This window comes from Methyloversatilis sp. S146-33 (genome assembly GCF_059552495.1).
This window is the reverse complement of the sequence record NZ_JCANOT010000017.1, coordinates 25,592-38,857: the sequence shown is the minus strand read 5'-3', so window position 1 is coordinate 38,857 and position 13,266 is coordinate 25,592. Positions and strand designations below refer to the sequence as shown.

Below are 13,266 nucleotides of genomic sequence, written 5' to 3'. Positions count from 1 at the left end.
AAATGAAAACAGAAGCAATGGGGTCCGTTCACGGCACCTACGACTACCGGGTGGTGCGGCAGTTCGCACTGATGACGGTGGTGTGGGGCATCGTGGGCATGCTGGTCGGCGTGGTCATTGCCGCCCAGCTGGTCTGGCCGCAACTGAACGTCGGCGAGTGGTTCCACTTCGGCCGACTGCGGCCGCTACATACCAACGCAGTCATCTTCGCCTTCGGCGGCTGTGCGCTGATGGCGACTTCGTTCTTCGTCGTCCAGCGCACCTGCCACACGCGGCTGTTCGCGCCGTGGCTGGCGGAGTTCGTGTTCTGGGGCTGGCAGATCGTCATCGTTGCCGCCGCTATCACGCTGCCGCTGGGCTACACCTCGGGCAAGGAATACGCCGAGCTCGAGTGGCCGATCGACGTGCTGATCACGCTGGTCTGGGTGGCCTACGCCGTGGTGTTCTTCGGCACCATCGCCAAGCGCCGCACCTCGCACATCTACGTGGCGAACTGGTTCTACGGCGCGTTCATCCTGACCGTCGCGGTACTGCACCTGGTCAACAGCGCCGCCATCCCGGCCGGCTTCTGGAAGTCCTACTCGGCCTACGCCGGCGTGCAGGACGCCATGGTGCAGTGGTGGTACGGCCACAACGCGGTCGGCTTCTTCCTGACCGCCGGCTTCCTCGGCATGATGTATTACTTCGTGCCGAAGCAGGCCGAGCGTCCGGTGTACTCCTACCGCCTGTCGGTGGTGCACTTCTGGGCGCTCATCTTCACCTACATGTGGGCGGGCCCGCACCACCTGCACTACACCGCGCTGCCGGACTGGACGCAGTCGCTGGGCATGGTGTTCTCGCTCATCCTGCTGGCACCGAGCTGGGGCGGCATGATCAACGGCATCATGACCCTGTCGGGCGCCTGGCACAAACTGCGCACCGACCCGATCCTGAAGTTCCTGATCACCTCGCTGTCCTTCTACGGCATGTCGACCTTCGAAGGTCCGATGATGTCGATCAAGACGGTCAATGCGCTGTCGCACTACACCGACTGGACCGTCGGCCACGTGCATTCGGGCGCGCTGGGTTGGGTGGCGATGATCTCGATCGGTTCGATCTACTACCTGATCCCGCGCCTGTTCGGCCAGGAGAAGATGTACTCGGTGCCGGCCATCAGCATCCACTTCTGGATGTCCACCCTCGGCGTCGTGCTCTACATCGCCTCGATGTGGATCGCCGGTGTGATGCAGGGCCTGATGTGGCGCGCGATCAACGACGACGGCACGCTCACCTACACCTTCGTCGAAAGCGTCAAGGCCAGCTATCCGTTCTGGTTCATCCGCTTCCTCGGTGGCGCGCTCTTCCTGTCCGGCATGTTCGTCATGGCCTGGAACGTGTGGAAGACCATCGCCGGCCAGAAGCCGTACAACGCACCGGTGGTGGCGCCTGCTGCCGCGCACGCCTGATCACTGGAGAAAGACATCATGGCTGCATCCAAACACGAAGCAATCGAACGCAACGTCGGCCTGCTGGCGATCCTGACGGTGATCACCATCGCCATCGGCGGTCTGGTCGAAATCGTTCCGCTGTTCTTCCAGCACTCGACCACCGAACCGGTCAAGGGCGTCGAGCCGTACAGCCCGCTGCGACTGGCCGGTCGCGACATCTATGTGCGCGAAGGCTGCTACAACTGCCACTCGCAGATGATCCGTCCGTTCCGCGCCGAAACCGAGCGCTACGGTCACTACTCGGTCGCCGGCGAGTTCGTCTATGACCGTCCGTTCCAGTGGGGCTCCAAGCGCACCGGTCCGGATCTGGCGCGCGTCGGTGGCCGCTACTCCGACGAGTGGCACCGCGTTCACCTGATCAATCCGCGCGACGTCGTGCCGGAGTCGAACATGCCGGGCTTCCCCTGGCTCGACCGGCCGGTCGATGCCAGCACCATCGAGCAGCGCATGCGAGCGCTGACCGTGGTCGGCACGCCCTACACCGAGGAGCAGATGAAGGGTGCGGCGGCAGAGCTGAAGGGCAAGACCGAGATGGATGCCCTGATCGCCTACCTGCAAGGCCTGGGCACCGCGATCAAGCGTGTGAACTGAAGGAGCCCGTCATGGAACTCGACATCAACGCACTGCGCTCGGCAGTTACCGTCGCGGGCTTCGCCTGCTTCGTCGCCATCGTGATCATGGCCTGGCGTCCGGGCGCGCAGCGCGCCCACAACGAGGCAGCGATGCTGCCCTTCGCCGACGACGATCGCGCGCACACCGAAACCGGAGAACAAAAGTGAGCGACTTCATCAACGACTTCTGGAACATGTACGTGGTGGTGCTCGTCGTCGCCAGTATCGCGTTCTGTGCCTTCATCATCCTGTCCAACCGTGGCGCCCGTCCGAAGGGGCAGGTCGAACTGCACGGTCATCAGTGGGACGAAACGCTGGCCGAGTGGAACAACCCGCTGCCGCGCTGGTGGGTGTGGCTGTTCTGGATCACCATCGTGTTCGCCATCGTCTATCTGGCCGCTTACCCTGGCCTGGGCAACTTCGGCGGCAAGCTTGCGTGGTCGTCCACCGGCGCCTACGACAAGGAAGTGAAGGAAGCCGAAGCCAAGGTGGCGCCGCTGTTCGAGCGCTACGCCGGCCTCGACGTGAAGGAAGTGGCGGCTGATCCCGAAGCACGCGCCATGGGCGAACGTCTCTACCTGAACAACTGCGCCCAGTGCCACGGTACCGACGCACGCGGTTCGCGCGGCTTCCCCAACCTGACCGACGCCGACTGGCTGTACGGCGGCGAGCCCGAGGCGATCAAGGCCACGCTGGTCAATGGCCGCAACGGTGCGATGCCGGCCTTCGGCGCCATCCTCGACGGCGAGCAGCAGCGCGACGTGGTGCATTACGTGCGTTCGCTGTCCGGGCTGGCGGCCGATGGCGTGCGCGTGCAGCGCGGCAAGGCGGTGTTCGGTGCGAACTGCGCGGCCTGCCATGGCGCGGACGGCAAGGGCAACCAGATGGTGGGCGCGCCCAACCTGACCGACGGCATCTGGCTGTACGGCAGTACCGAAGCGATCGTGCTGCAGTCGGTGGCCAAGGGTCGCAACGGTCACATGCCGGCACACGGCGATCTGCTTGGCGACAAGAAGATCCACCTCGTTGCCGCCTACGTCTGGGGCCTGTCGAACAACGCGGGTGGAGCCAAGTAAATGGCGTCCAATCCCTCACCCGGCGACAGTACGTCTGGTAACGAAGCAAAGCGGGCGGCACGGGTGATTCCGATCACCGATGTGTCGTCGGACGAGGGAGATCTGTACGCGGCGCGCAAGAAGATCCAGCCGCGCAGCATCAAGGGGCGCTTCAACACTGTGCGCTGGGCCATGGTGTGGATCACGCAGTTGGTGTTCTACGGCCTGGCCTGGCTGCCCTGGAATGACAGACAGGCCGTGCTCTTCCATCTGGTCGAGCGCAAGTTCTACATCTTCGGGCTCGTCCTGTGGCCGCAGGACGTGCTTTTCCTCGCGCTGCTGCTGATCATCAGCGCGCTCGGACTGTTCCTGGTCACCGCGGTGGCCGGGCGCGTGTGGTGTGGCTACGCCTGTCCGCAGTCGGTGTACACCGAAATCTTCATGTGGATAGAGCGGCACATCGAAGGCGACCGCTCGGCGCGCATGAAGCTCGACGCAGCGCCGATGAGCGCGCGCAAGCTCGGTCTGCGTGCCGCGAAGTTCGGTGCCTGGGGAGCGCTGGCCCTGTGGACCGGTTTCACCTTCGTCGGTTACTTCACGCCGATACGCGAACTCGCGTCCGAGATCACCGCCTGGTCGCTCGGTCCGTGGGAGGCGTTCTGGATGTTTTTCTACGCCGCCTTCACCTACGTGTTCGCGGGTCACATGCGCGAGCAGGTATGCAAGTATATGTGCCCGTATGCCCGCTTCCAGGGCGTCATGTTCGATCCCGACACCCTGATCGTCAGCTACGACGCCAATCGCGGCGAGCCGCGCGGCAACAAGAAGAAGGCACGCGAGGGGCAGGTGGTCGGCGACTGCGTCGATTGCGACTGGTGCGTGCAGGTCTGTCCGACCGGCATCGACATCCGTAACGGCCTGCAGTACGAGTGCATCGGCTGTGCGCTCTGTATCGACGCCTGTGATCAGGTGATGGACAAGGTCGGTCGCCCGCGCGGCCTGATCGCCTACACCACCGAACGCACCTTGCTGGCGAAGAAGCCGGCTCACGAGGGCTGGCGCGAGGTGATGGCGCACATCCTGCGTCCGCGCGTCATCCTCTACACCAGTCTTCTGGCTTTCATCGTGACGGGTTTCGCCTGGGCACTATTCACCCGTACGCCGGTCAAGATGAACGTGCTGCGCGACCGCGCCACACTGGCGCGCGAGGTCGAGGGCGGCAAGATCGAGAACGTCTATCGGCTGCGCATCATGAACACCTCGGAGATCGCACGGCGCTATGTGCTCGAGGTCGAAGGCCTGCCGGGTGCCGCCATCGCCGATCTGCGCGAGATCGAGGTCGAAGCGGCCGGCTCGCGCGACATCGCCGCTCGGGTACAGGTCGACGCCGAAGCGCTGCAGCCGGGGTCCCACGAAATCTATTTCAACCTGCAGGCCGTCGATGCACCGGATGTCCGCGTGCATGAGAAGACGTCCTTCCTGCAGCCGAGGTAAGCCGCATGAACAACGACGCATCGATGCAGTTGCCGTGGTACCGCCACCGTTGGCCGTGGATACTTGCGGCCGGGCCGGTCACCGTCATCATTGCAGGCGTGATCACCACCTGGCTGGCGGCGACCGGCAATACCGCACTGGTCGCCGACGATTACTACAAGCAGGGCCTGACGATCAATCGCACGATAGAGCGCGAGCGCAAGGCGACCGAGCTCGGGGTCGAACTGACCGTGTCGGCGACGCCGGCCGGCGCCGACGACACCCGCTTCGAGCTGGTTCTGCGCATGGCCGACGCGACGACGATGCCGGCGCGTCTGCGCGTGCTGCTGGCGCATCCCACGCGCAGCGAACTCGACCGCGAGCTGCTGTTCGATGGGCGAGACGGGCATTTCGGCGGTGTCGTGCGTGCCCTGCAGCCGACCCACTGGAAGCTGGTGATCGAGGACGAGGCGCGCACCTGGCGCGTCCAGCAGTCGCTGACGGTGGAGGCGAGCGGTGGCCACTGAAATCGAGATCGAGGAGGTCGAGACGCGGCGCGTGCCTGGACGTTTCGGGCGCCTGTTCGCACTGGTGTCCTGGCCGTCCTTTCTGGTCGCCGCGGTCGCGGAAACCGTCTTCTTCAGTCTGATCAATCCGCGCGAGCTGTATCTGCTCGGAGAGCCGGTGCACTTTTCGCCGCTGGCGACCTACACCATCGGCTTCTTCGGCTTCTGGTGTGTGGCTGGCGCGTCCAGCCTCATTTCGTCGTGGATGGCCGAGAAGATGCCCGCCTGCGCCGACCGCTGCGTCGGCCGCAAATGAAAACGGGGATGCCGTCGCCGGCATCCCCGTCCTTTTCCGCCGGTCGTGGTCGCGTCGCTCAGCGATAGACCAGCACCGGAATCTTCGAATTCGACAGCACCTTCTGCGTCACGCTGCCCAGCAGCAGATTGGCCAGACCGCGGCGGCTGTGCGACGCCATGAAGATCACGTCGGCGTTGCGCTTCAGCGCCACCTCGATGATGGCCTTGTGCGGCTCGTCATGGGTCACGGCAATGCTGTCGACCTGGACACCATCGGCTTCCGCTTCGGCGCGTGCCGACTGCAGGATGCGGTCGGCGTGGGTGCGCATCGCGTCGGTGAAGTCGTTCGGTGCAATCGGGTCGATGTTCTCCTCGTCCTGCTCGCTGTGCAGCGCCGATACGTGATAGTCCTTCATCACGTACAGGAAAGTGACGCGACCCTTCACGTCCTTGGCGAAGCAGACGGCATGCTTGACTGCGGCCTTGGAAAGATCCGAACCATCGATCGGTACGAGTACGTGGCGAAACATCCTTGACTCCTTCTCGTTGTTATTGGCCGGCACCGCCACGGTGTCCGGCCGTGCTCCACTGCATGGCTCCTGCAAATTCTATCGGCTAACCGAACACTATTTTGAGGGTAAGCCGCCCATTTGGTTTGATCCAAGTAAAAAGCCGGAAGTGCGACGCACTTCCGGCTTCATGGGTGCAGCGAATGCGTATCAGATCGCGTAAGACTTGAGACGCATCGAGAAGTCCTGCAGTTGCTTGATGCCGCTGGCTTCGGCACGAGCGCACCAGTCCTGCAACTGCTTCAGCAGCTGCTCGCTCGATGCGGTGGAACGGGCCCACAGTGCGGTCAGCTCCTGGCGCATCGTGTGTACCGTTTCCAGACGGCTGCTGTGCGACAGCATCGAAGCCATTTCGGCGTCGTCGCTGGTCGGCTGCGCGTTCTCGCTGCGGTTCAGCCAGCGCTTGAAGCGCTGGTAGCGCTCGCCGTCGGCCAGCGCGGCGTTCGACGCGCGCAGCTTTTCGACTTCCTCGGCGTAGATCGAGCGCAGCGACTTCATGTAGCGGGTCATCACGTCGTAGCGATGCGTGATGATGGCTTCCAGCGTCTGCGTATCAACCACGTTGCGCGCCTCGAAGCGCGGCTGCGGAATGGTCTTCTTGGCCTTGGCCAGACCGAGGATTTCGAGGATGCGGATGTACATCCAGCCGATGTCGAACTCGTACCACTTCGACGACAGCTTGGCCGAGGTCGCGAACGAGTGGTGGTTGTTGTGCAGTTCCTCGCCGCCGATGATGATGCCCCACGGCACCAGATTGGTCGCCGCGTCGTTGCAGTCGTAGTTGCGGTAGCCGATGTAGTGGCCCAGGCCATTGACGACGCCGGCCGCCCAGATCGGGATCCAGGCCATCTGCACGGCCCAGATCGTCAGGCCGAGCGGGCCGAACAGCAGCACGTTGATCACGAGCATCAGCTTGATGCCCAGCGCCGAACGGCCGGTGTACAGATTGCGCTCCAGCCAGTCATCCGGCGTGCCATGACCGTAGCGGCTCATGGTTTCCTTGTTCTTCGCTTCGGCGCGGTACAGCTCGGCACCTTCGAACAGCACCTTCTTGATGCCGAGGACCTGCGGGCTGTGCGGATCTTCGGGCGTCTCGCACTTGGCGTGGTGCTTGCGGTGGATGGCTGCCCATTCCTTGGTGACCATGCCGGTCGTCAGCCACAGCCAGAAGCGGAAGAAGTGGCTCGGAATGGCGTGCAGCTCAAGCGCACGGTGTGCCTGGTGGCGGTGCAGGAAAATCGTCACCGACGCGATGGTGATGTGAGTGAACACCAGCGCAACGACGATATAGCCCCACCAGGGCAGGTCGATAAGACCATTCAACATTCAGGATTTCCCTTGATACACGATTTGAAGATGCGGATTCTACGCGAGAGTGGCTAGCGGTCAATTTGCGCAGCGTCAAGCCTTTGCGTCACACAATGCAACATTGCCGGCATCCCCCAGTATTCTTATCTCGCGCTGCGGGAACGGTATTTCAATCCCCTCGGCGCGGAATCGACGAAGGATCTCGAGCTGGACCGCCGAACGGATACCCAGCGTGCCGTTCTCCGGGTCGGTGATCCATACGCCCAGTTCCAGATTGATGCCGGAATCGCCGAAGGAATGCAGGAAAGCGCGCGGCACCGGTTCGGACAGCACGCGCTCGTGCGCGCGGGCGCATTCTTCCAGGATGACCAGCGCCCGCTCGACGTCGTCGGCGTAGCCGACCTGGACCGATATCGCCACGCGTACCTCGCGGTCCGACAGTCCCTCGTTCTGTACGACCGAACTGACCAGTGTTTCGTTCGGCACGATGGACTGAACGCCCGACGGGCTACGCAGCACCGTATAGCGGGTGGTGATCTGCTGCACCTGTCCACGATCAGTGCCGACCGAAATGAGGTCGCCGATGCGGATCGAGCGGTCGAGCAGGATGATGAAGCCCGACACGTAATTGGCCATGATCTTCTGCAGGCCGAAACCGAGGCCGACGCCGAGCGCGCCGCCGAACACCGACAGCGCGGTCAGGTCAATACCGACCAGCGGCAGCGTGATCATCAGCGCCAGAAACATCAGCGCCACCTTCGACAGGCGCGCCAGCACGATGCGCAGATTGCTGTCCAGCGGCGCCCGCATCAGCTTGCGTTCGACCGAGCCGGAGAGCCAGACGGCGGCGATCAGCGTCACCAGCACCCAGGCGCCGCCCTGCATCAGTGCCCACAGCGACAGCTTCTGCTTGCCGAGCGCGACCTGCTGGCTGTCCAGCCATTCGATCACTTCCGGCAGGATGTCGAGTGCGTGCAGCACCCAGGCCGACCAGATGGTGAGGCCGATCAGCAGCTCGAAAGTGCTGAGCCAGCCGGCCGGAGAGAACACCTGGCGCAGCCCGTAGACGACCAGGCGGATGACGCCCATCGCCACCAGCATGGCGATGACCAGGCGCATCAGCACCGGCGGTTGCTGCAGCAGCTCGACCACGAGGCGGGCAATCGACAGCAGGGCGATGCCCACGAGCGGGAACAGCAGGCGCTGCAGACCTTCAAGCCCGAGGCGGGCGGTGGCGCCGAGCGTTTCAACGCCCGCCTGCCGGCGCTGGCGCCGGATGAGCAGGCGAGTGATCAGGCCGGCCAGCGCCAGACAGACCACCACCACGGCAAGCTCGATGCGCGTGCTGTTCAGCGACAGCATGTGCATCAGCGCGTCGAACGAAATTTCCGTCATTGAGCTGCCGCGTCCTTCGCCTGGGTCTGCACCACCGCGTCGGCGAAACTCATCGATTTCGCGCGATGGCGTTTCCAGTTCTCCAGATAGGTCTGCGCCAGCGCGCGATGGCCGCTCAGCACCATCACGTTCTCGGCGTTCTCGCTCTTCGCCGAGTAGCTGAAGTTGTAGGAGCCGGTGACCACCACCGGTTCCTTGCCGTCCGGGTCGATGATCATCACCTTGCTGTGGGCGGCCGCGTGGTCGCCGTCCAGCCACACCTTCACGCCGTTGCCGGCGGCGCGCGGCAGCGCGCTGCGCTCGTCCTTCAGTACCTTGTCGCGGTCGGCCACCACCTCGACCTTGACGCCGCGCTCGGCGGCGGCGATCAGGGTCTTGACGATGTTGCGGCTGGTCAGCGTGTAGGCCTGCACATAGACCGCCTGACGGGCGCCGTCGATCTGGTCCATTACCAGCCGTTCGACGTCGTCCCAAGGGGCGAACGCAACCTCGACCTTGCCTTCGGCCGGCAGCGTGCGACCGGCGCTGAGCGGCATCGCTGCCAGCATCGTTGCGGCGAACAGCGCGCCGCGCAGATCACTCCTCACTCTTGTCCTCCTTCTTGTCGTCGGCGCCGCGGCGCTCCAGCACCGCCGCGTAGAAGCCATCGGTGCCGTGTGCGTCGGGCCGCAGTTCGAGATCGATTCCGGTGTCGAGTTCGATGCGGGCGGCGGCGAGCAGCGCGTTCACCGGCACGCGGACGAAATCGTGGTGGGACGACAGGAAGTCGTCGACCACGCCGCGGTTCTCCTCGTCGAGCAGGCTGCAGGTCGCGTAGACCAGTCGGCCGCCCGGCTTCACCAGTCGCGACGCGCCGGCGAGGATGGCGCGCTGCTTGGCGATCAGTTCGGTGACCGCCTGCGGCGTCTGGCGCCACTTCAGATCCGGGTTGCGGCGCAGCGTGCCGAGGCCGGAACAGGGGGCATCGACCAGCACGCGATCGATCTTGCCGGCCAGCCGCTTCACCTTGATGTCGGACTCGCTGTCTATGAGCACCGGGTGTACGTTGGACAGCCCGGAGCGCGCCACGCGCGGACGCATCTTGAGCAGCCGTTTCTCCGACACGTCGAAGGCGTACAGGCGGCCGGTCGAGCGCATCATGGCGCCGATGGCCAGTGTCTTGCCGCCAGCGCCGGCGCAGAAATCGACCACCATCTCGCCGCGCTTCGGTGCCAGCAGCAGGGCCAGCAACTGGCTGCCCTCGTCCTGCACCTCGATGATGCCCTTCTCGTACAGCGGGTTCTTCGACAGCGACGGCCGTTCGTTCAGGCGCAGCGCCCACGGCGACCAGCGGCCGGGCTCGGCGACGATGCCGTTGTTGGCCAGCGTCGCCATCACCGCCTCGCGGTCGGACTTCATCAGGTTGATGCGCAGATCCAGCGGTGCCTGCTGGTTCAGCGCGCGCGCCAACGACAGCAGCGCCGCTTCGTCCATCTGTGCCGACAGCCGCTCGATCACCCAGTCTGGCAGGTCGGTGCGCTCGCCCAGCGACAGTTCCTCGGCCTTGCTCGGTGCCAGCGTTTCCAGCCACTGCGCCTCGTTGCGCGACACCAGCGGCGCGAGCTGCTTGAGGCCGAGGCCTTCGATGCGCGCCATCGCGGCGATCAGCAGCTTGCGCGCGCCCGCGTGTTCGCCGGCGATGGCGCGCAGCCAGCGCAGGCGGCGCAGCACCAGATAGGCGTGTTCGGCGATGAAGGCGCGATCGCGCGACTGCAGCGCGCGCTGCTCGCGGAAGTAGGCGGACAGCACGCCGTCGGCCGGGTGTTCGAAGCGCAGCAGCCGGGTCAGTACGTCGGCGGTGGCGTCTATCAGTTTCTCGTTCGGTTTCATCGCAGGAATATGGGAATGTCTGAATCGGTCTGGCGTTGGTCGGACGCCGGTGGCGCCGTGCCGGGTGCGGCGGTGGCCGGCGCGGCGACGAGGCTGCGGTTCTCGTACTCGATGCGGCGCACGCGCTGGTCGTACACGTCGCCCTTGCGGTCGGTGAAACGGATGCGCACCGGCAGCCAGCGCAGGTCGGGCGCCAGCCACACCTCGATCTGGTTGTCTCCGGGCTGGGCGCGCACCTGCAGGCGCTTGACCAGCAGGCGCCCCAGCGCGGTATCGAGTCCGGTCGGCGCGTCGTCCGGCACGAACCAGCGCGGCGTGTAGCGGCGGCCGGTCGCGACGTTGAAGTCGAACTCGCCGCCCCGCTGCGCGCGCCAGATGATTTCCAGCCACAGGCTCGCCATGTCCTGCGAACCCGGCGTCAGCGCATGCGTCGTCGTCTTCGAACCGCTGCGCAGCATAACCTGACTGGCCGTCCAGTCGAAATCGACCTGCTCGTCCGGCGGTTTGGCCTGTTTCGAATCCTGTACGAAGCGACGCGGCTGCAGACCGTCGGCGCCGACGTCGCCCTCGCTGTACTGTTCTATGCGCAGCGGTTTGAGCAGGCCGGCCAAGCCGGTGGTTTCGGTCACCGTGTCCATTCGGTAGCGCGTGCCGTCATGTACCCAGTGATAGCGGGTTTCGCCGATGCGCAGGCTGTCGCCGCGGTAGACCTCGAATTCCAGCCTGGCTTCGCCGACCAGGGCCTGTTGTGGTGACACCTCCTGCGTGTCGTCAACGGCCGTATCGCGCCTGGGCTCGTCGTTCTCATCGCGCTCGGGTTCATCCGGCGTTCGCGGTCCGTCGGACTCCGCGTCTTCAGTGTTGCCGACCTGCGGTGGGACGTCGGCCTGCCCGACGGACGGCGTCTCGGATGGTGCTGGCGCCGGCGCGCGTGGCTCATGGGGCGGCTTGGGCGCGGGCTTTGGCGGCGGTGCGGGCTCGGGTGAGGGCGCCGGCACCGGCGGTGGCGGCGGCAGCGGCGCCGGCACCAGCGCGGCGCGGATCAGCAGCGACTCGTCCGGTCCGGCGCGGTGATCGAAGCTGCTCAGCCCGCTTGCCAGCAACAGGTGCAGCAGCAGCGAAACGAGCAGCGCGAGGGCCAGGCGCGAGCGGGTCAGCGGCTCAGTCATCCGCACCCGGAGCGGTCAGCGCGCCGGCGGCCGGCGTCGCTTCGTCGCGCAGCACGGCGCGACCGTGCTGCAGCGTCAGCCTGTCTTCGAGGAACCAGCGCACCACGCGCGGATAGAGCAGGTGTTCCTGCGTCAGCACGCGCGCGGCCAGCGTCGCCTCGTCGTCGCCGGCGAGCACGGGTACTGCGGTCTGGGCGATGATGGGGCCGCCGTCCAGCTCGCCGGTCACGAAATGCACGGTCACGCCGGCGATGCGACAACCGGCCTCGATCGCGCGGCGGTGCGTGTGCAGGCCGGTGAAGGCCGGCAGCAGCGAGGGGTGGATATTGATCATGCGACCGGCGTAGTGCTCGACGAAACCGGGCGTCAGGATGCGCATGAAGCCGGCCAGCACCACGAGGTCCGGCGCGTGGCGGTCGATTTCCTGCGCCAGTGCGCGGTCGAAGGCGGTGCGATCCGGGTGTTGCGTATGGTCGACCACCGCGGTGGCGATGCCGTGCTCACGTGCGTAGGCGAGGCCACCAGCGTCCGGGCGATTGCTGATGACGGCGCGCACATTGGCGGCCAGGCCCGCTTCGACGATGGAGCGCATATTGCTGCCGCGCCCGGAGATCAGGATGACGACGGATTTCATTCGGTTTCGGTGACGGAGGCGAAGGTCGGGTGTGAAGGCCGGATTATCGCCCAGCCGCTGTCGGCACTACCTCACCGGCAGGAAGACGGCGGTTGCCAGCGACTGCAGGATGCGCGTGACGACGCGGCGATTCTTGTCGGCGACGATCTGCGCACTCATGTCCAGCCAGCCGATCATCTTGCCCATTTCGCGCTCGAAACTGAGATTGCGCATGCCGTCGACGCCGATCTCGTTCGACAGGAGGAGCGGGGCGCCAAGTTCGTCGCGCGACTGCGCCAGCTTCCAGGCGGCGATTTCGATATTGCGCGCGCAGTTCGACAGCGCCTGCGGATCGAGTTCGTCCATGATGAACAGTTCGCTGCGGTCGGCCCACGCGGTCTGGATCATGCCACCCATGCCGATGATCAGCGCGGCCACCCGGTCGCCGGCGAAATCCGGCGCAAAGGCCAGTCGCATCACGTCGATGCCGCGACGGTTGTCGAACTCCGGCAGTCGCCAGTCGTGCTGCGCGGCGAACAGCCGGGCCATCGCCGCTTCGCGGCTGTCCAGTCCGGCGCGTCGCCACTCGCGCGGATTGCGCTTGTACAACTTGTCGGCCAGACGCTCCAGGCTGGCGAATATTTCCCTGTGATGCGCTTCCAGCACCCGGTCGATGTCACTTTTAACAATCTGTTTAGGATGCATGGAATCGGCCACTGGCGCGGGTTTCTGACCAGCGCCCGAACAGCCCGTGACCAAGTTGGCTATCGCGGCGCAACACAGGGCGCGCACAATCGGCTTGCAGGCTGTCATAGCGTTCATGACCGACAGCGTACGACAACCCGGGCCATTCGTGGCGGATCGCCGCAGTTGCGGAAAGCCACCCGCGAAGGGCCCCGAAAGAGCCGAAACCG

The 13,266-nt window shown here is 65.2% G+C and carries 15 protein-coding genes; 7 read left to right on the top strand and 8 right to left on the bottom strand.

The annotated features are described in order from the left end of the window. The first annotated feature begins 17 nt into the window (after positions 1-17). The 7 genes from ccoN (at position 18) to AC51BJ_RS04165 (ending at position 5,448) form a co-directional block, all read left to right on the top strand. The gene (gene ccoN / locus AC51BJ_RS04195) at positions 18-1,445 is read left to right on the top strand and encodes a cytochrome-c oxidase, cbb3-type subunit I (RefSeq protein WP_304011301.1); all 1,428 of its coding nucleotides are present in this window, start codon (positions 18-20) and stop codon (positions 1,443-1,445) included. Positions 1,446-1,463: 18 nt separating this feature from the next. Further along, on the top strand, positions 1,464-2,078 hold the full coding sequence (ccoO, locus tag AC51BJ_RS04190) for a cytochrome-c oxidase, cbb3-type subunit II (RefSeq protein ID WP_304004112.1): 615 nt from the start codon (positions 1,464-1,466) through the stop codon (positions 2,076-2,078). 11 nt (positions 2,079-2,089) lie between these two features. Next, on the top strand, positions 2,090-2,266 hold the full coding sequence (locus AC51BJ_RS04185) for a cbb3-type cytochrome oxidase subunit 3 (protein ID WP_020163661.1): 177 nt from the start codon (positions 2,090-2,092) through the stop codon (positions 2,264-2,266). Continuing rightward, complete coding sequence (gene ccoP / locus AC51BJ_RS04180) at positions 2,263-3,174, top strand: cytochrome-c oxidase, cbb3-type subunit III (protein WP_430433062.1); 912 nt, start codon at positions 2,263-2,265, stop codon at positions 3,172-3,174. The genes AC51BJ_RS04185 and ccoP overlap by 4 nt, the downstream gene beginning before the upstream one ends. A 63-nt stretch (positions 3,175-3,237) precedes the next feature. Continuing rightward, positions 3,238-4,647 (top strand): cytochrome c oxidase accessory protein CcoG, encoded by a 1,410-nt coding sequence (gene ccoG / locus AC51BJ_RS04175; protein ID WP_496279435.1) that lies wholly within the window; start codon positions 3,238-3,240, stop codon positions 4,645-4,647. A gap of 5 nt (positions 4,648-4,652) precedes the next feature. Next, positions 4,653-5,153, top strand: coding sequence for a FixH family protein (locus AC51BJ_RS04170; RefSeq protein WP_430433063.1), 501 nt, complete (start codon positions 4,653-4,655; stop codon positions 5,151-5,153). After that, entirely contained in the window at positions 5,143-5,448 is a 306-nt protein-coding gene (locus AC51BJ_RS04165; protein WP_019919358.1) for a hypothetical protein, read from the top strand. The genes AC51BJ_RS04170 and AC51BJ_RS04165 overlap by 11 nt, the downstream gene beginning before the upstream one ends. A gap of 58 nt (positions 5,449-5,506) precedes the next feature. Here the strand turns inward: AC51BJ_RS04165 and AC51BJ_RS04160 are convergent, their stop codons facing one another. The 8 genes from AC51BJ_RS04160 to AC51BJ_RS04125 form a co-directional block, all read right to left on the bottom strand. Continuing rightward, complete coding sequence (locus AC51BJ_RS04160; protein ID WP_019919357.1) at positions 5,507-5,959, bottom strand: universal stress protein; 453 nt, start codon at positions 5,957-5,959, stop codon at positions 5,507-5,509. A 189-nt stretch (positions 5,960-6,148) separates the two neighbouring features. Beyond that, complete coding sequence (locus tag AC51BJ_RS04155) at positions 6,149-7,324, bottom strand: DesA family fatty acid desaturase (protein ID WP_020163666.1); 1,176 nt, start codon at positions 7,322-7,324, stop codon at positions 6,149-6,151. Between the two features lie 75 nt (positions 7,325-7,399). Further along, positions 7,400-8,701, bottom strand: coding sequence for a mechanosensitive ion channel family protein (locus AC51BJ_RS04150; protein ID WP_496279420.1), 1,302 nt, complete (start codon positions 8,699-8,701; stop codon positions 7,400-7,402). Beyond that, positions 8,698-9,288: a phospholipase D family nuclease gene (locus AC51BJ_RS04145; protein WP_020163668.1), complete on the bottom strand. Its 591-nt coding sequence runs from the start codon at positions 9,286-9,288 to the stop codon at positions 8,698-8,700. Before AC51BJ_RS04145 ends, AC51BJ_RS04150 begins: the two co-directional genes overlap by 4 nt. Continuing rightward, positions 9,278-10,570, bottom strand: coding sequence for an RsmB/NOP family class I SAM-dependent RNA methyltransferase (locus AC51BJ_RS04140; protein WP_496279419.1), 1,293 nt, complete (start codon positions 10,568-10,570; stop codon positions 9,278-9,280). The genes AC51BJ_RS04145 and AC51BJ_RS04140 overlap by 11 nt, the downstream gene beginning before the upstream one ends. Then, positions 10,567-11,739, bottom strand: a complete 1,173-nt coding sequence (locus AC51BJ_RS04135; RefSeq protein WP_496279418.1) for a DUF3108 domain-containing protein — start codon at positions 11,737-11,739, stop codon at positions 10,567-10,569. Before AC51BJ_RS04135 ends, AC51BJ_RS04140 begins: the two co-directional genes overlap by 4 nt. Next, entirely contained in the window at positions 11,732-12,373 is a 642-nt protein-coding gene (gene purN, locus AC51BJ_RS04130) for a phosphoribosylglycinamide formyltransferase (protein ID WP_496279417.1), read from the bottom strand. The genes AC51BJ_RS04135 and purN overlap by 8 nt, the downstream gene beginning before the upstream one ends. 66 nt (positions 12,374-12,439) lie before the next feature. Next, positions 12,440-13,057 (bottom strand): hypothetical protein, encoded by a 618-nt coding sequence (locus tag AC51BJ_RS04125; protein ID WP_496279416.1) that lies wholly within the window; start codon positions 13,055-13,057, stop codon positions 12,440-12,442. Between the last annotated feature and the right edge of the window lie 209 nt (positions 13,058-13,266).

Bases quoted from the DNA above. Each gene is read 5' to 3' on its own strand.
- ccoN (WP_304011301.1), top strand. From the start codon at position 18: ATGGGGTCCGTTCACGGCACCTACGACTACCGGGTGGTGCGGCAGTTC.
- ccoO (WP_304004112.1), top strand. From the start codon at position 1,464: ATGGCTGCATCCAAACACGAAGCAATCGAACGCAACGTCGGCCTGCTG.
- AC51BJ_RS04185 (WP_020163661.1), top strand. From the start codon at position 2,090: ATGGAACTCGACATCAACGCACTGCGCTCGGCAGTTACCGTCGCGGGC.
- AC51BJ_RS04170 (WP_430433063.1), top strand. From the start codon at position 4,653: ATGAACAACGACGCATCGATGCAGTTGCCGTGGTACCGCCACCGTTGG.
- AC51BJ_RS04160 (WP_019919357.1), bottom strand. From the start codon at position 5,959: ATGTTTCGCCACGTACTCGTACCGATCGATGGTTCGGATCTTTCCAAG.
- AC51BJ_RS04155 (WP_020163666.1), bottom strand. From the start codon at position 7,324: ATGTTGAATGGTCTTATCGACCTGCCCTGGTGGGGCTATATCGTCGTT.
- AC51BJ_RS04150 (WP_496279420.1), bottom strand. From the start codon at position 8,701: ATGACGGAAATTTCGTTCGACGCGCTGATGCACATGCTGTCGCTGAAC.
- AC51BJ_RS04140 (WP_496279419.1), bottom strand. From the start codon at position 10,570: ATGAAACCGAACGAGAAACTGATAGACGCCACCGCCGACGTACTGACC.
- AC51BJ_RS04135 (WP_496279418.1), bottom strand. From the start codon at position 11,739: ATGACTGAGCCGCTGACCCGCTCGCGCCTGGCCCTCGCGCTGCTCGTT.
- purN (WP_496279417.1), bottom strand. From the start codon at position 12,373: ATGAAATCCGTCGTCATCCTGATCTCCGGGCGCGGCAGCAATATGCGC.
- AC51BJ_RS04125 (WP_496279416.1), bottom strand. From the start codon at position 13,057: ATGCATCCTAAACAGATTGTTAAAAGTGACATCGACCGGGTGCTGGAA.